This is a genomic window from Ezakiella coagulans, assembly GCF_003096635.1.
Taxonomy (GTDB): domain Bacteria; phylum Bacillota; class Clostridia; order Tissierellales; family Peptoniphilaceae; genus Ezakiella; species Ezakiella coagulans.
This window is the reverse complement of the sequence record NZ_QEKV01000003.1, coordinates 119,916-136,476: the sequence shown is the minus strand read 5'-3', so window position 1 is coordinate 136,476 and position 16,561 is coordinate 119,916. Positions and strand designations below refer to the sequence as shown.

Below are 16,561 nucleotides of genomic sequence, written 5' to 3'. Positions count from 1 at the left end.
AGGAGAAGATTATGAACAAAAAATTCAAATTTTTGACAGTGCTACTTGCACTTGTCATGACACTCGGTGCTTTTGCACCATTCAGTGCAAGAGCTGAAGAAGAAAGAACGGAAACAGTAACATTACACAAAGTTTTGATGGATAAGTCAGATTTAAATGTTAAAGTTTGGACTGGCGATTACAATGGACAAAAAGATGTTAGAGTAGTTATATCCAAAACTACAGTTAACGGCAATGACGTATATAAGGAATTAACAAAAAACAATCTAGATTCAAATGTTTTAAAAGACTTATATACAAAAGGTAGCGAATTATTTCCAGGTGAAATTGGTATAGATGGAACAATTTATGATGGTAATGAAATTAAGAATATGCAAGCATATTTTGGTGATTCACAAAAACCAGCAAAAGGAGTTTATTTTGTAGTTAAAAATGCTGATGGTAGCAAATTTATAAAAGAAGACGGAACAGAAACAGATGATGAATCTCAAGCATTAAAAGGATTTACAGATGAAACTGGAAAAGTTGTATTTAATACTGTAAATCTAGTTGGCAATTATCAAATTGTTGAAGACAGAACAAAATCTAAATACGACAAGGAAGATGCAGAACTATTATCCGGCAGTAAAGCAGTTCCTGTTGTAATTACACTTCCACTTGTAAATGAAGAAGGAGTTGTTAAACACGCACATGTATATCCTAAGAATACAAAGGATAAACCGGAAATTGATAAAAACTTTAAAAAAGACCACTTTAAAGATACAGATGCATATGAAGATACAAATAAAAACATTAAAGACGGTGCAAAATATGAAAATTCTGGTAAAGACAAAGCAACTGCAAAAGTAAATGTTGGAGATGTAGTTCCATTTGAAGTAAAAACAAAAATTCCTAAAGATGCAAAATATAAGAACTTAGTTTGGACAGATGAAATGACTAAGGGTTTAACATACAATAAAGGTTCATTAACAGTTGATGGAGCCGGATTGACAAAAGATGATTATATTTTGATTGAAACAGATAAGGGATTCACTTTAAATATTAAAGAAACAGGATTAACAAAAATTGAAAATGCTGTTAAAACAGCCGATATTGAAATCACATTAAATTATACAGCAACTGTAAACAAAAGTGCAGAACCTGATGTAGTAGATAAGAACAACGTTAAACTTGATTACTCCAACAAACCTGGCAAACACAGTGAACCGAAAGAAGGAAATCCGGTAAATAAACAAATAACAGTAAATAAAACATGGTCGGTAGACGGAAAAGAATCAAATGCACCAAGCGGTGTAAGAGTTGTTTATACTTTACAAGTACAGGATGGCGATAAATGGAAAGATGTAGAGTCAGTAGAAAAAACTGGAACTAATTTTAGTCACACATTCACAGGATTAGATGATAATAAAACATATAGAGTTGTTGAAACTGTTTCAGGTTACGATCCTGAATATAAATCATTTGAAGGTGGAGTTGTAACAATTAACAACAATACTGACAGCGATAACCCTAAACCACTTGAACCAACAGATCCAAAGGTTATAACTGGCGGAAAGAAATTCGTTAAGACCAACCAAGACAAATCTGAAAGACTAGCAGGCGCTGAATTCTATGTAAAGAATGCAGAAGGAAAATATCTTGTACATTCTTCAATTGTTGAAGTTGAAAAAGAGAAAAAAGAGCTTGATGATGCAAAAGATGCACGTGATAAAGCTTATGAAGAATATAACAAGATGACAAAAGCGGACCAAGAAGGCGAAGCAGGAAAGAAAAAGAAAGAAGAGATGAAAACTCTTCAAGAAAAATATGAAGAATTATTAAATAATTATTCTGATAGTTATACTTGGGGCTCAAAAGATGACAAACATGTTGTTATTTTAACATCTAATAAAGATGGACAATTCGAAATCACTGGTCTTAAATATGGCACATATTATTTGGAAGAAAAAACAGCTCCGGAAGGATATGCAAAATTAAATGCGCCTGTTGAATTTACAGTTGCAAATGGTTCATACGCAAATGGCATAAAAGACCCAATCGACTATGTAAAAGAATCAGGTAAAAATGATGCTCAATGTATTGCCAATAAGAAAGTTTCCATCCCACAAACAGGTGGTATCGGTACTGTTATCTTCACTGTAGTCGGTGTTATGTTGATGGTTGGTGCTGCATTTGCACTCAAGAGACGTAAAGAAGACGAACTCGAAGGTTTAGCATAACTTTTAGTATTGAATTAAGATTTAAAGAGTTATATAATATATATAACGACAGCTATTTACAAAGAAAAGGAGGGTCGAGATGCCGAAGTTTAATCAAAAACAATTTAAGATTCTGAATCTGATATTGGCATTTTGCCTTTTCTTTCCCTTTTTCAGGGTTCAAGCGGCAAGTGACGAGATTGAGATTGTTGTAAATCTTTATTTTGAAAATGATAGAGATGATCTTAAGGAGTCGCTAGAAGATGCTCACATTGAGATTTGGAAGGTTTCCGACAAGGATTCTATGAGTTCCGACGATAAGTTTGAAGCAATTTTCAAGCACAGTATGTGGTCGGACAAGGATCTTGAGAAGGATTTCAAGCATGTTTTGACTTCCAAGGAAGCAAACGGAACCGGAAGAATTACGGTAAAGCTTAAACCGGGAACTTATTATGCACGTGTTAAGGGCATAAAGAACGGTATCAAGTTTAACGATTTTGTGTTCTCAGTTTCAGATTTCTTGAAAGAGAAGAATGAGGACAAGATTATTATAAATCCAAAACACACTCAACCGGAAAAACCGGGAACGCCGCCGCCGGAGGTTCCGCCTCCACCTGAAACACCGCCGCCGCTAACACCACCACCGGAAACGCCACCGCCGGAAAATCCACCGGATGTGCCGCCTGAAGAACCGAAAAATCCACCACCGTATGGACATTTCTACTTCAAGAAGGTGTCCGTTGACGGTAAGCCGATTGAAGGCGTTGTGTTCAGACTCACAAAGGTGGTAGACGGTAAGCCGCAAAATTTGATGCAAGGCGAGAAGATTTTTACTCTTGTTTCAGACAAGAATGGGGATTTTGATGTCGAGCTTCAATTCGGCGACTATGAATTATGGGAAACGAAACAAGCACCGGGCTTTGAGCAGTTGACACAAAGTGTCAAGTTCACAGTTGACGGTGACGATAGTTCAAAGAGGCTTGTGGTTAAGAATAAGCCGTTTACAAGGAAGCCGCTTCCAAAGACAGGGGATTTGGTATTCCCGATGCTTTGTGCACTTGGAGCAATTCTTTTCATAACAGGCTTTGCGGTCGCAAGAAAAAATGAAAAAACAACAGAGGCAGATTAGCCTTTGGACAATAAAAGATTTGGCGGGTTCGCCCGCCGTACATAAAACACGAAATCACGGTTTCGTGTTTTCTCTTTATAGACAAATTACACGGTTGTTGGTATAATAGAGTTAGATTATTTTTGGGAGTTTGTATGGATAAGGATATTAAGAACGAAAAAGTGAATATCGAAAACAAAAAGGCTGCGAGAAAAAAGAAGAGACGAGCTTCAACTTTTCTTTTGATTGCAATTTTTTTGATGGGACTTTTGGTTTTGATGTATCCAATTATTTCCCGTCTATATTATAATGTCGAGTCGAGTTATGAGATTGACGATTTCGACAAGGAGGCTGCAAAGCTTGACGATGCGGAAGTAAAGAGAAGAATTGAGCTTGCACATGCATTTAACGATTCACTCGTGAACCATATAGACAAGGACCCATACACCGACGAGCAAAAGGCTGCGGGTCGAAAAGAGTACGCAAGGATGCTCGAGATAAACGAGAGAATGGGTCACGTTGAAATTCCAAAGATAAATGTGGACATTCCGATGTATGCGGGCACGGATGAAGAGGTGCTTCAAAAAGGTGTGGGACACCTTGAGGGCACGAGTCTTCCAGTCGGCGGCATCGACACCCACACGGTTCTCACTGCACACTGTGGACTTCCGACGGCAAAGCTTTTCACGGATCTTGAAAAGTTAAAAGAAGGCGATGTTTTTTATGTGCACAATTTGGCGGAAACTCTCGCATATAAGGTTGTGCAAATAAAGGTTGTTAATCCGGATGAGTTCGACGATCTTTTGGTTGTTAAGGGACACGACTATGCGACACTTCTTACATGTACGCCGTATATGATAAACACGCATCGTCTGTTGGTTCGCGGAGAAAGAATTCCTTATGACGCTGTGGCGGACATTGTGACGGCAAGGGAAAACAAGGAGATTTTTAAATACAAAAACAGATTCTTTATTGCACTTGGCGTGATTGCATTCTTGCTATTATTAATTTTAACGACAAGGCACAAGAAGAAGAGATATATGAAGGCAATCAAAAAGCTGTCGGCTATGAAAACGGCTGATGATTCAAACGATAAGCCTGATGACAAAGGGCCTGACGAAGGAGGAGATGACGGGGACGATGACAATCCGCCGCCGGACGGACCGAACGGCACTGCACCTGTGGAGGAAGCAATTGATGAGCCGGATATTCCAAAAGAAGACACGGTTGATGAAAATAAAGAGCCGCATAATGAATTGGATTTGGAAAGCTTTCAAGAGAAAAGCGACAATATAAAAAGCGATGAATATGTAGAAAATGGAGGAGAAGACGTGAGTTTTTTAAATAAGCTTAAAAATATTATGGTTGAACCGGATGAAGATGATTTTGACGATGAAGATTTTGATGAGTTTGAGGAAGTAAAAAATAAAAAATCAGACAAAAAGTCCGGAATAAAGGGATGGGATGACGATACGTCACCGGAAAATGATGAACCGAAAGAGATTAACATCGACAGCGAGCCGGTGATTGAAAGAAAGACTGCGTTTGACGATGCAGCTTTGAAAGCGGAAACTGAAAAGAAGCTTTTTAAGGATGAACCTAAAAAGGTTGAGTCTGACAAAAAGTCGGGTTCATTCTTCCAAAGATTCAGTAAAAAGAAGGCAAAAGAAAGCATTTTCACAGACGAGGACCTCAATATAAATCAGGAAGAAAGACGAAGAAAGGCGAAACGTCTCGCACAAGAAGCTGAAAAGAGGATTGAAAGCGAAAGGGAACACTTGAAGAAGATTGCTTCACATTCGAAACTTGTAAAAGAGAATGAAAAGCAGTCTAAAAAGAAGGTTTCAAAAATAGATGCAGCAGATCCGAAGGCACTTGAGCTTGAATATAAGCGTTTGAGAGAGGAAGCAAGGCTCGAAAACGAAAAGATGGAGAAGAATATAAAGAGTGCGGAAGTTCATGATTCGATTGATATGGATTCGAAAAAGGTGGACAAGAATTCACGTGCAAAAGAGCTCAAAGATATATCTGTGAAGAATTTGAGCGAAAGTTCGAAAGAAGCTAAAAAGAAAGCTCCTGTTAAAACGGAGACTAAAGATACAAAGCAAGAATTTGATTCTGTTTCAAATGTTCGAGTTCAAAAGTCAACAGATGAGACGATGAATTTTGAAAAGGTAAGGGAAAGCTCTCAAAAAGAAGTTTCGAAAGAAAAAAGAAAAGAGTCCGAAATAAATCCAAATCATATTATTCGTGAGGTTGAAACTGAGGCACAAAAACAAGCACGTCTTGCTGCTGAAGAATTCGACAGAATGATGGCGGCAAGAAGAAAGAACAGAACTTCGGACAAAAGTATTATAGATATGAAGCTAAACGAAGAAGAAGAAAAATTGCAAAAGTTGGCTGATTTATTTACAGGAGAAAACGATAATCAATAGAGCATTTTTCGAACAGCGGGGGAAATTATGGCGAAGAAAGAAGAAAAAAACTTGATAGTTGACGAGGGAAACTCGAAAAAGAAAAAACGCAAGCGTAATCTCGCTTTGGGCGGTGTCTTTCTTTTGGGATTTTTGATTGCCATATATCCCGTTATTTCGCAGCTCTATTATAGGCAGGTTGCAACCAGGGAAGTCGAGAGTTTCGATACAAAGAGAAATGAACTCGACGAGGCGGAACTGAAAGAAAGGCTCGAGCTTGCACATGCGTACAATCGCACGCTTGATCCGACAAGGTTGGCGGACCCGTTTACAGAAAAGGAAGAAGCGGGACGACGTGAGTATGCGAAGATGCTTGAAATCGGAGAAAAAATAGGGCATATTGAAATACCCCAAATTAACGAAGACTTGCCGGTGTATGCCGGAACGGGTGAAGAAATTTTGCAAAAGGGAGCAGGCCACCTTGAGGGCTCGAGTCTTCCGGTCGGTGGCACGAGCACACATGCGGTTATAACTGCACACAGAGGGCTTCCGACGGCGAAACTTTTCCGCGAACTCGACAAGCTGCAAAAGGGCGACGTATTTTTCTATCACAACATCGAAGGGGTCATTGCATACGAAGTCGACCAAATTTTAACGGTTGTGCCGACGAATTTCGAGCCGGTACTCGTTCAAGAAGGAAAGGATTTGATGACACTTCTCACATGCACGCCTTATATGATTAACAGCCATAGACTTTTGGTGAGGGGACATAGAATTCCGTACAAACCTGACGTGGAAATCACAAGGAGAGCGACGGGAACAAGCGATGCAAGTTATCGTGAGTATTTTATGATTACGCTTTCGATTATATTGTTCCTTGTGCTTGTACTTTTTATCGAGTATTCGAGCTTAAGAAAGTATAAGAAGATTTTCAGAGAACTAAGGAAAAAGAGAGATAAAGATGAATAAAATAAAATTGGAAAAGAAGCATTGGTTTTTAATCGGGCGACTTTTGATGATTGTCGGGATTTTGATTCCGCTTTATGCATTTCTTTCGATTACTATAAATGATTTGAAAAAAGCAAATGAGTATGAGGAGTATATCGAAAAAGAGGCGAAGCTTAGTCGCGAAGAAAAACAAATATTAGAGAAAAAAATTAAAAGATACAACAAGAGCGTGAAAGATCTTGATGCCGGAGCGGTCGACCCATTTACCGGAAACGATTTCAAGGCGAGATACAATATTGAAGGCGAAGATAAAGAGGCATTTTCTTATATAAGAATTCCAAAAATCGATGTAACTCTGCCGGTTTATCTCGGGGCGAGCTATAAACATCTTGCGATGGGGGCAGCACACGTTGACGGCACGAATCTTCCGGTTGGAGGTAAGGGAACTCGTTCTGTTATTGCAGGTCATAGGGGATTTTACAAGGACACGATGTTTTTGAATCTTCACGAACTTGAAAAGGGCGATGAGATTATTATTCGTCGCGGCACGGAAACGCTTATTTACAAGGTAACGGACAGCGAGGTTATAAATCCGTATGATTGGGACAAGCTTGACCCGATTGAGAATGAAGATATATTGACGCTGCTTACTTGTGACCCGATAAGGCCACCGAGCCCGTATCGTCTGATTGTGAATGCGAAGAGATATGAGCCACCGAAAAAAGCGGGAATTGAAAACGAGGTTTTAAAGATTGAATCAACTCCGGTCAAAAGGGAAGTCAAAACCGTGAACACATGGATTTATGTGGGAACAGTACTCTTGTCGATTTTGTTTTTATATGTATTGGTAAGTACAGTTGTGAAATACGGGAAGATTAATAGAAAAGCAGAGGAATAGGGAACGTTTTATTTGCGGTCTATTTTGCAATCTGCTTGCAAACTGCAATTATTTGATTGCTCGGAGTGCAAGTAAGCACACCTGTGCAATCAAAAATTGAGTTTACGGTGCATCTCATCAAAATATCCTCGCAAATTTGGAATATATGTTGCGAGGGGAAATTATATAACGTTAAAAAGGGAAGGATAAACAACGTTAAAAATATATCGTTGTTGGTAATAATATATATTCCATATACACAAAAATGGGCGGCGCAATGTAATGCGCCGTTACGTTTTGGGAGACACACAATGATGGGTGGATTTATATATTGCATAGATTTTATACGACGTAAATACAACAAGGTGAATATGAATATATGTATGGCTTTTTGTATTGTATAAGATGACAGAATTTGTAGCGTCGCGATGCACAGTCGACGTCTTCTACTCATTTCTCCTATTCGTCGAAATTTCGTCGGACGTCTTTGTATAAGACCTACCATCGTGCTTTTGATTATTCAAATCAAAAGGCACGGGTTAGGTCTATAACATTGCGACGCATGAGATAGAAATACGAAAGCGATTTTAAGCTTTTGTGTTATATGGGGTTTTATGGGTTTTATATTCTATGAACACACCGTTGTTGGTTGTGACATATATTACATATACACACAAATGGGCGCGAGGATTCACAGAACCGTCGCGCTACAATGCGTTTGCGAATATATACAATTATAAAATTTATCAGCGCGGAAAATATCTGCACGTTGCATTTTTAGAAAGATATTTTACAGACACACCGATAGTTGTATGTTGTTATAACAACGAAAGTCATATATGGCGGGAGGACATCGTTGTTCCTTACGTCACAACGTATGCCGTCCCGCTACAACGCGTACATGAACGTATACAATTGTAAAAACAAAATAATTATATAAATTTTACATGACTATATGTATTTCCAAAAAACATTCACAACAAACACAAAAAAATAAAGCTCCGGGCGAACCGGAGCCTTTTTTATTAGTCTACTACATATGGCAACAATGCCACTTGTCTTGCTCTCTTGATAGCAAGTGAGATTTTTCTTTGGTGCTTAGCACATGCGCCTGTTACACGGCGTGGAAGAATTTTACCACGTTCTGTGATATATTTCTTGAGCTTTTGCACGTCTTTATAATCGATTGTTTCGTTTTTGTCTGCACATTGTTGGCAAACTTTCTTTCTTGGACGAAATCTCTTTTGCATGTTTTTCTCCTTTCCTTAATTAGAATGGAATATTTTCATCATTTCTAGGTTCGAAACCTTTGAAATCATCATATCCACCATCGAAGCCGTCGTCAGCCGGGGCATTGAAACCTGTACTTCCGGAAGAATGATTTTGATCTCTGTCCTTCCATTCGATAAAGTCGACATTCGAAGCTACAACTTCTGTCCACGTTCTCTTGTTGCCTTGTTTGTCTTCATAATTTCTTACAGACAAACGGCCATTGATCGCAATAAGGTTTCCCTTGCCAACAAAATTGTTGACAACTTCAGCCATTTTGCCCCAAACGGCAATATTGATGAAGTCAGCTGTTGCCCAGCCTTTTTGTTCATATTCTTGTTTTTTGTCTTTTGAGAGTCCCTTATCAACTGCAATTGTAAAAGTACAGTTTGCAGTATTTGTGTTAGGTAAATATCTTAACTCAGGATCTCTTGTTAATCTTCCAATCAAAACTACATTATTCATAGCTTACACCTCTAGTTTTCCTTTGCGATTGTCATGTAACGTAATAGAATGTCTGAAATACGGCATACACGTGTTATTTCTTTGATTACATCCGGTTCAGATTTGAATTCAATTAATGAATAGTATCCTTCAGGATAATCATTGATTTCATAAGCGAGCTTTCTTAATCCCCAATTGTCAACTGAGAATTGGCTGCCTTCGCCGATAACACTTTTCAATCTTTCGATGAGTGCTTCACGCTTTTCGTCTTCAATGTCAGGACGAAAAACAAGCATTGTTTCGTAATCGTTCATAATTACACCTCCTTTTGGTCTTACGGCAAGAGTGTTTCACCCTTGCAAGGAACAATTAAGTCCACGAGATATTATAACATAATGAGTTAAGTTTTGTCAACGGTTTTTGTGGGGATTTTTTAGAAAGTCTGCGGGAAAAAGGTAAGAGTAAATATTTTTAAAATGTATTTGACACAATTTATTTATACGTGTATAATATACGTGTAAGGAGGAAATGTTTATGGCCAAAACAAAGCCTTACAGAAAAGTTGTTAAAGTTATGAAAGCAAATGGCTGGAAGCTTGACCATACAGAGGGATCACACGAGATTTACATCAAAGATGGTTACATTTGTCCTGTTAAATGCAACAAGAAGGATATTCCTTCGGGAACTTTAACAAGTATTGAGAGGATTACGGGACTAAAATTTTAGCCCCTCTCTCTTTAAAAAAGGAGGTTTTTATGAAAAAGCTTATATATCCTTGTGTTGTTCGAAAAGAAGATGACATCTATTATGCAAATTTTCCGGATTTTAACGCCTGCTTTACAGACGCAGAAAGCATTGATGAGCTTTTTGCGAATACAAAAGAAGTTTTAAACGGCGTTATTTTTACTATGCTAAAAAATAAAATGGATTTGCCGAATGCTAGCGAAAATATTAAGTTAGAAGAAGGGGAATTTCTCATTTTAGTTGAATCCCCTGTTGGAGCTATTAAAGATAGGATAAACAATATGGCTGTTAAGAAAACATTGACATTGCCCTCTTGGATGAATGAAATGGCGATGGAGCATGATATAAATTTTTCTCAAGTGTTGCAAGAGGGACTCAAGAGAGAGTTGAATATTAAATAAAGTTTTAAGCACACGCAATTGTGTGCTTTTTTATTGGGGTTATGTAAAGTTTTTCTTTTACGGCGGTACCCTTTCCGCGTTCAAATACGAAATCGTAGATTTCTTTTTCACGCGGTTGGGCACAGGCAGTACTATCGTTGTTCCTAACGTCACAACGTATGCCTGCCGTTACGGACGGTGCTGGTAATATCATACATTTTAAAAGATTTATCGCTGAAATCAACGCAAACACCCCCAAATTTGCGAGGAATTTTCGATGAGAAACGCTTAGATGAAATATTTTAGGAGTGCGACGTACTGGCAAGTACGTCGCAGCGACTGAAATATTGAATCAAGTGTTTCTCGCGAAAATATCCGCAAATAAAAAATTATAAAAAAATAGACCCACACAGGGTCTATAAATACTTTGGTGCCGGAGAAGGGACTTGAACCCTTACGATGTTGCCATCGCTGGATTTTGAATCCAGTGCGTCTGCCAATTCCGCCACTTCGGCTCATCAAGTGAACATTCTTATTATAACAGATAAATTTCCCGATTGCAAGGGGTTTTTATATTTTTTTTTAATTATTTTAAATTTGTTTTATAAATTTTGCGTTTCTTGAAAATGAGACGCTTATCATTTATAATAGACAGTAAGGGGGACTTTATGGATAATTTTTTAATAATAGATGGGTCAAGTTTGGTTAATCGTGCTTTTTACGCAATGCCACCGCTTTCCAATAAAAAGGGTATTCAAACAAATGCTATTTTCGGTTTTGTGAGAATGCTCGATAAATTAATAGATACTTATAAACCTGCACGCCTTGCAGTCCTTTTTGATGCTAAAGGACCGAATTTCAGGAAGGAGCTTTATAAGGATTATAAGGGGACGAGGGATAGTTTTCCGACGGAGCTTTCACTTCAAATCACACTTCTTATAAATCTTTTGGAGACTCGAGGCATCAAGACCTACGAGGAGGTTGGACTTGAAGCCGACGATATCGCCGGTTCACTTGCGAATAAGTTCAAGGATAAGTTTAATGTTTTGCTCGTTACCGGCGACAGAGATTATTTGCAACTGGTCGATGACAAGGTGAATGTACTCTATACAAAGAAGGGGATTTCCGACACGGTTACATATGATGTAGCTCAGGTGGAAGAGGAGTATGGATTTGGTCCGGAGAAACTTGTAGATTTGAAGGCACTTATGGGCGATCAGTCGGACAATATTCCGGGGGTTCCGGGCATCGGTATCAAGACGGGTAAGTCTCTCATTGCCGAGTACGGCTCTCTTGACGGTGTTTATGAAAATATTGATAAGATAAGCGGTAAGTCCAGAAAGGAAAAGCTCGAAGAAAATAAGGATTTGGCATATCTTTCTTACAAGCTTGGTAAAATCAAGACGGATGCTGAGATGCCGGACGAAGACGAGTTTAAGATAAAAGAGCCGGATTTGGAAGAATTAAATAAAATTTATCGTTCCCTTGAATTTAATGATTTTATAAAAGAAATTGATATAAAAGATGATTTTAAGCCTATAGAATATTCAATTATGAAAGAAGACGATCTCGATACATTCGAAGGTAAAGCGGTTTCTTTGAAATTGTTTTTTAAGGATACTTATCATCACGATGAGCCGATTGTGTTTGCATTCTATGATGGCGAAAAAGCGTATATTATAAATAAACCGACGGAATATAAAAAGATTTATGACTTTATGATGAAACAGAAAGATCTTGTCGGGTTTGATATAAAAGAAGATCTTTACACTTTATTTGACGATCCGTTAGAGTCGCCGTTTAAGTTCGACGTTTCTTTAGGAATGTATCTTATGGATCCGACCACAGACACGTCGAAGCTTTCGCAATATTTTGCGAGAAAGCATAAGTCTATAGAGACTTTCGACACCTATATGGAAAAGAATAAGAGAATAAAAGATGTGGACAAGCTTTTGACGGACGATTTTTATGCAGCAGTCTCAAACACTTTGTATATTTTAAATGTGCTACACGAAGAACTCGATATGGAGCTCGAAATGCTTGAAATGGAGCATCTTATGTATGACGTTGAGATACCACTTACGGTTGTGCTTGCCGACATGGAAAAAACGGGAGTCTTAATTGACCGTGAAAAACTTGTGAGCCTTGGAGACGAGTTCGAGTCGAATTTAAAGAGTATGGAAGAACAAATTTACGAACTTGCCGGCGAAGAGTTTAACATAAACAGTCCGAAACAGCTCGGTGAAATTTTGTTTGACAAACTTGGATTGCCGCCGGTAAAAAAGACGAAGACCGGTTATTCGACGGACAAGGAAACGCTCGACAAGCTTTCCGAAGACCACGAGCTCCCGAGACTTATCACCGAATATAGAGAGGACACAAAGCTCAAGAGCACTTATGTCGACGGAATTTTGGATTTGATTGACGACGACGGAAGACTCAGATCCACTTTCAATCAAACGATTACAGCAACCGGTAGAATCAGCTCAACTGAGCCGAATCTACAAAATATTCCGACAAGAACCGAGAAGGGAAGAGCACTCAGAAAGGTGTTCGTAGCTAAAGATGGTGCGGAGCTTTATGATTTGGACTATTCACAAATCGAGCTCAGGCTCATGGCTGCGATAAGCGGTGAAACGAAGATGATTGAAGGTTTTGAAGGTGAGATGGACATCCACAGAAGAACCGCTTCAGAAGTTTTCCATGTGCCATACGATGAGGTTACAGCACTTCAAAGGTCGCACGCAAAAGCAACGAACTTCGGAATTATTTATGGCATAAGCGACTATGGTCTCTCAAGGCAACTTGATATTCCAAGAAAGAGTGCGAAGGAATATATCGACAAATATTTTGAAGAATTTCCGCACATAAAGAAATATATGAATGAAATTGTGAAAGATGCGAAAGATAAAGGATATGTTACAACGCTTTTCAACAGGCGAAGAATGGTTCCGGAACTAAGGAGCAACAACTTTAATATCAGAGGTTTCGGCGAAAGAATCGCCCTCAACACTCCGATTCAAGGAAGTGCTGCGGACATTATAAAGATTGCTATGGTTAAGGTTTACAATTATCTTAGAGAAAACGGATATAAGACCAAGCTTATACTCACAATTCACGATGAACTCATTTTTGAGGTGCCGGAAAATGAATTTAATTTGATTAAGGACGACATCAAGGAAATTATGACAGACAGTTTCGACATTGGAGTTAAGCTCAAAGTTGAAGGCAGCAAAGCTAAGAGTTGGTTCGATGCAAAATAGAAAAATCGTCATCACCGGAGAAATCGCATCGGGGAAATCGACAGTTTCGAGGTTTATACGAAAATGTGGTTATCCGGTATTTGATGCGGATTTTTATGCGAAGAAAATTATGGAGTCGCCGGAAATTTCGGGAGAAATTTTCGATAAATTCGGGATTTATTACGGAACAAAAGAGTTCAAAACGGAAATGTTTAAAAATGAAGAACTTCGAGATTTTGTGGACAGAGTTGTTTACAAAGAACTATACACTTTTTTCTCGAATGTGAACTGTGGAACAGTATTTTTTGAAATTCCGCTTTATTTTGAATCAATAGATGCAGCGAGAAAATCGAAATTTATTCCCGATTGTGTTCTATATGTTTCCGCAAATAAAAATATTAGACACCGTCGCATGAGATGTGTGCGAAAGATGACAAATAGAGAAATTTTAGAAAGAGAAAAGTATTTTTTGGATGCAAATTATAAAGAAGATATGTCGGATTATGTTATAAAAAATTGTGGCAGTATGAATTTGCTTATAAAGAATACGAGGAAATTTTTGGATGAAGAAATTAAAAAGGCTTATTAAAACAATAATATTTTTGGGATTTATTTTTCTTGTATTTAATTTGTATTTGATTTATAGAGTTCCTGTAAAATATGAATACTTTGTGGACAGCGTTTCAAAGGAAACGGGTGTTGACAAGGCTATTATTTTGGCACTTATAAAAACTGAAAGCAGATATAATCTTTACAGTCTTTCGCCTAAAGGAGCGTTTGGACTCATGCAAGTTATGCCACGCACGGCGGAGTATGTTAAGACGAAGTATAATATTTCAATTGATGACAAAGAGCAATTTTTTGACCCATATATTAATATAAAAATAGGTACTCTTTATTACTCGGAGCTGTATGAAAAATTCGGAGACGTTGGACTTGCTGTTGCGGCATATAATGCAGGACCGACGATTGCAAAAAAGTGGGTTGATGAAGGAATTGTTTCAAAAGCTGATGAAACTTACAAAAATATTCCGTACACAGAAACGAGAAATTATGTCGACAGAGTTTTAAAAGCACGTGAAGATTATGCGATGCTTATAAAATACAAATATAGAGTTCCGAAGTTTTTGAGCGATTTAGTTTTGAATTTTGCACACAAGAGCACGGACAAGATTAACACACTCAAAAAATTTACCGGATATTTAGATGGAGTAATAAATGCGATATAGAAAAATTTTATTGTTAATATGTTGTGTACTTTTTATTTTAGGTTGTAGGGGAACCGAGGACGTAAAAAAGGTCGACAACGAGTACGGTTTTTTGGTCGCAGAGTCCGGAGAGGTTACAATACCGTTGACGCCGTTTGACTCTTTAGATCCTTTGACAACTTCGAATATGAGTTATTTTTATCTTTGCGGACTTGTTTACGACGGACTTTATAGTTTGGATAAAAATTACAAGCCGGTAAGGGAGCTTGTAGAAAGTGAAGAAATTGAAGGACATTCAGTTATATTGAAGCTTAAAGATGCTGTTACATTTCACGACGGATCCACACTTACCGCAGGAGATGTTATAACTTCACTCGATCATATAAAAAATGCAGGAAAAGGAGCGTATTTTGATTTAATAAGAAATCCGTTTAACGGTGAACTTAGTCTTAAAGCAATGGCACTTGACAACAAGACAATAAAGTTTACGTGGGACGGGCCGGGACCTATGCTTCTCGAATATTTAATATTTCCGATCGTAAAATATAAGGGTAACAAACAATCAATGCCACTTGGAACGGGACCATTTAAATTTGATAGATACGAAACCAAAAAGGCAGTATATCTTTCGAGATATGAATATTATTATGACGAAATGCCGTCAATAACAAAGGTGACGGGTATTGTTCACGAGGACGAGGAGCTCATTTTTACATCGCTTGAAACCGGAAGAATCAACGTTTCAACCGCATGGACAAGCGAGTATGGAAGATTTTACAACAACGACAAGTTTTCTGCGGATGTTTTCCCCGGAAATAAGCTCACATTTATGCTCTTGAATCCGAATGGTTTACTTCAAGATGAAAACTTGAGAAAAGGCATTTGCTATGCGATTGATAAAGATGAACTTATAAAAAACTCGGTCAAAGATAGGGGAGTAAAGACATCGAGCTTTTTGAATCCGAAAAGTTATTACTCGATTTCAATAAACGATGAAACAAATCCGGAAAAAGCTCAGCAGATTTTTTCAAAAAACAAACCGACGTTTAGACTATATTTTTATTGGGGCGACAAGGAACAACTCGAAGTTGCGAATAATATAACGGCGGCTCTAAAAAATGCAGGAGCGGAAGTTCATATAATTGACGGCGAGGGTGAGGATTTTGAAACTTATCTTCAAAAGGTAAAAGATGGGAACTATGATATTTTAATTTCTCAAATGAACACAGACATAGTTCCGACTTATCCGATTTTTTTGAACAGTGGGATTTTCCCAATAGTAGACGAAGAGTTCAATCATATAATATCTAAAATCAAAAATTCTTACAATTCAAGAGATTTGGTTCAAATCAACAAGGAACTGGAAAGATATGTGTTAAATAAAAAGGTTTTCGTGCCGCTTTTCTTCAATCAAAATGCGATGATATATTCAAATCAAATTATTTCTGAATATGAATCGAACAATATTTTTCCGTATAAGTCTTTAAAGCGAGCATATTTCACAGAAAAGCACGATGGAAAAAGGATTGATGAACCGGAAGTTAAAACCGATGAAAAAAATGCGGATAAAACCGAATAAGATTTATAAATTTAGGCTGAAAATTCAGCCTTTTTTTATTTCAATTTTTATGATTTACATTAATTATAAAATATTTTTATGACTATGTTATTTAATTTACATTTTTTGTGTGAGTGTAATCACTATTAACGAAGAAATTTATAAATATGT

At 37.7% G+C, this 16,561-nt stretch carries 13 protein-coding genes, 1 tRNA gene and 1 pseudogene; 11 read left to right on the top strand and 4 right to left on the bottom strand.

Annotation, left to right across the window (positions count from 1 at the left end; all coding sequences use genetic code 11):
* The first annotated feature begins 11 nt into the window (after positions 1–11).
* From C7381_RS03485 to C7381_RS03465, 5 genes and pseudogenes are all read left to right on the top strand, one after another.
* Positions 12–2,219: a SpaA isopeptide-forming pilin-related protein gene (locus C7381_RS03485; RefSeq protein ID WP_116479900.1), complete on the top strand. Its 2,208-nt coding sequence runs from the start codon at positions 12–14 to the stop codon at positions 2,217–2,219.
* Between the two features lie 79 nt (positions 2,220–2,298).
* Complete coding sequence (locus C7381_RS08560) at positions 2,299–3,327, top strand: prealbumin-like fold domain-containing protein (RefSeq protein ID WP_165803581.1); 1,029 nt, start codon at positions 2,299–2,301, stop codon at positions 3,325–3,327.
* 239 nt (positions 3,328–3,566) lie between these two features.
* Positions 3,567–4,367 (top strand): annotated as a pseudogene (locus tag C7381_RS08700) (class C sortase); the annotation flags it as partial.
* A 1,401-nt stretch (positions 4,368–5,768) separates the two neighbouring features.
* Positions 5,769–6,689 carry a class C sortase gene (locus C7381_RS03470; RefSeq protein ID WP_116479898.1) on the top strand — a complete coding sequence of 307 codons (921 nt, stop codon included), beginning with the start codon at positions 5,769–5,771 and terminating at the stop codon, positions 6,687–6,689.
* Positions 6,682–7,566, top strand: a complete 885-nt coding sequence (locus C7381_RS03465) for a class C sortase (RefSeq protein ID WP_116479897.1) — start codon at positions 6,682–6,684, stop codon at positions 7,564–7,566. The genes C7381_RS03470 and C7381_RS03465 overlap by 8 nt, the downstream gene beginning before the upstream one ends.
* A gap of 1,004 nt (positions 7,567–8,570) precedes the next feature.
* Here C7381_RS03465 and rpsR read toward each other — a convergent pair.
* From rpsR to rpsF, 3 genes are read right to left on the bottom strand one after another with little or no spacing between them, the layout of a single operon-like run.
* On the bottom strand, positions 8,571–8,795 hold the full coding sequence (rpsR, locus tag C7381_RS03460) for a 30S ribosomal protein S18 (protein WP_034546575.1): 225 nt from the start codon (positions 8,793–8,795) through the stop codon (positions 8,571–8,573).
* A gap of 19 nt (positions 8,796–8,814) precedes the next feature.
* A complete protein-coding gene (locus tag C7381_RS03455) occupies positions 8,815–9,279 on the bottom strand; it encodes a single-stranded DNA-binding protein (protein ID WP_034546577.1) in 465 nt (154 codons plus the stop codon).
* Between the two features lie 11 nt (positions 9,280–9,290).
* Complete coding sequence (rpsF, locus tag C7381_RS03450) at positions 9,291–9,572, bottom strand: 30S ribosomal protein S6 (protein ID WP_034546579.1); 282 nt, start codon at positions 9,570–9,572, stop codon at positions 9,291–9,293.
* A gap of 220 nt (positions 9,573–9,792) precedes the next feature.
* Here rpsF and C7381_RS03445 point away from each other — a divergent pair, with 220 nt between their 5' ends.
* Positions 9,793–9,984 (top strand): type II toxin-antitoxin system HicA family toxin, encoded by a 192-nt coding sequence (locus C7381_RS03445; protein ID WP_034546581.1) that lies wholly within the window; start codon positions 9,793–9,795, stop codon positions 9,982–9,984.
* A 29-nt stretch (positions 9,985–10,013) separates the two neighbouring features.
* Positions 10,014–10,403, top strand: coding sequence for a type II toxin-antitoxin system HicB family antitoxin (locus C7381_RS03440; protein WP_034546583.1), 390 nt, complete (start codon positions 10,014–10,016; stop codon positions 10,401–10,403).
* A 407-nt stretch (positions 10,404–10,810) separates the two neighbouring features.
* On the opposite strand, the gene C7381_RS03430 is transcribed toward C7381_RS03440, so the two are convergent.
* Positions 10,811–10,897 (bottom strand) — tRNA-Leu (locus C7381_RS03430).
* A gap of 153 nt (positions 10,898–11,050) precedes the next feature.
* Here C7381_RS03430 and polA point away from each other — a divergent pair.
* The 4 genes from polA to C7381_RS03410 are packed head-to-tail and all read left to right on the top strand — an operon-like array spanning position 11,051 to position 16,411.
* Positions 11,051–13,645: a DNA polymerase I gene (gene polA / locus C7381_RS03425; protein WP_165803580.1), complete on the top strand. Its 2,595-nt coding sequence runs from the start codon at positions 11,051–11,053 to the stop codon at positions 13,643–13,645.
* Positions 13,635–14,213, top strand: a complete 579-nt coding sequence (locus tag C7381_RS03420) for a dephospho-CoA kinase (RefSeq protein WP_116479894.1) — start codon at positions 13,635–13,637, stop codon at positions 14,211–14,213. Before polA ends, C7381_RS03420 begins: the two co-directional genes overlap by 11 nt.
* Entirely contained in the window at positions 14,188–14,853 is a 666-nt protein-coding gene (locus tag C7381_RS03415; RefSeq protein ID WP_116479893.1) for a lytic transglycosylase domain-containing protein, read from the top strand. The genes C7381_RS03420 and C7381_RS03415 overlap by 26 nt, the downstream gene beginning before the upstream one ends.
* A complete protein-coding gene (locus C7381_RS03410) occupies positions 14,843–16,411 on the top strand; it encodes an ABC transporter substrate-binding protein (protein WP_116479892.1) in 1,569 nt (522 codons plus the stop codon). Before C7381_RS03415 ends, C7381_RS03410 begins: the two co-directional genes overlap by 11 nt.
* The last annotated feature ends 150 nt before the right edge of the window (positions 16,412–16,561 follow it).

Coding starts and splice junctions, on each gene's coding strand:
- C7381_RS03485 (WP_116479900.1), top strand. CDS start 12: ATGAACAAAAAATTCAAATTTTTGACAGTGCTACTTGCACTTGTCATG.
- C7381_RS08560 (WP_165803581.1), top strand. CDS start 2,299: ATGCCGAAGTTTAATCAAAAACAATTTAAGATTCTGAATCTGATATTG.
- C7381_RS03470 (WP_116479898.1), top strand. CDS start 5,769: ATGGCGAAGAAAGAAGAAAAAAACTTGATAGTTGACGAGGGAAACTCG.
- C7381_RS03465 (WP_116479897.1), top strand. CDS start 6,682: ATGAATAAAATAAAATTGGAAAAGAAGCATTGGTTTTTAATCGGGCGA.
- rpsR (WP_034546575.1), bottom strand. CDS start 8,795: ATGCAAAAGAGATTTCGTCCAAGAAAGAAAGTTTGCCAACAATGTGCA.
- C7381_RS03455 (WP_034546577.1), bottom strand. CDS start 9,279: ATGAATAATGTAGTTTTGATTGGAAGATTAACAAGAGATCCTGAGTTA.
- rpsF (WP_034546579.1), bottom strand. CDS start 9,572: ATGAACGATTACGAAACAATGCTTGTTTTTCGTCCTGACATTGAAGAC.
- C7381_RS03445 (WP_034546581.1), top strand. CDS start 9,793: ATGGCCAAAACAAAGCCTTACAGAAAAGTTGTTAAAGTTATGAAAGCA.
- C7381_RS03440 (WP_034546583.1), top strand. CDS start 10,014: ATGAAAAAGCTTATATATCCTTGTGTTGTTCGAAAAGAAGATGACATC.
- polA (WP_165803580.1), top strand. CDS start 11,051: ATGGATAATTTTTTAATAATAGATGGGTCAAGTTTGGTTAATCGTGCT.
- C7381_RS03420 (WP_116479894.1), top strand. CDS start 13,635: ATGCAAAATAGAAAAATCGTCATCACCGGAGAAATCGCATCGGGGAAA.
- C7381_RS03415 (WP_116479893.1), top strand. CDS start 14,188: ATGAAGAAATTAAAAAGGCTTATTAAAACAATAATATTTTTGGGATTT.
- C7381_RS03410 (WP_116479892.1), top strand. CDS start 14,843: ATGCGATATAGAAAAATTTTATTGTTAATATGTTGTGTACTTTTTATT.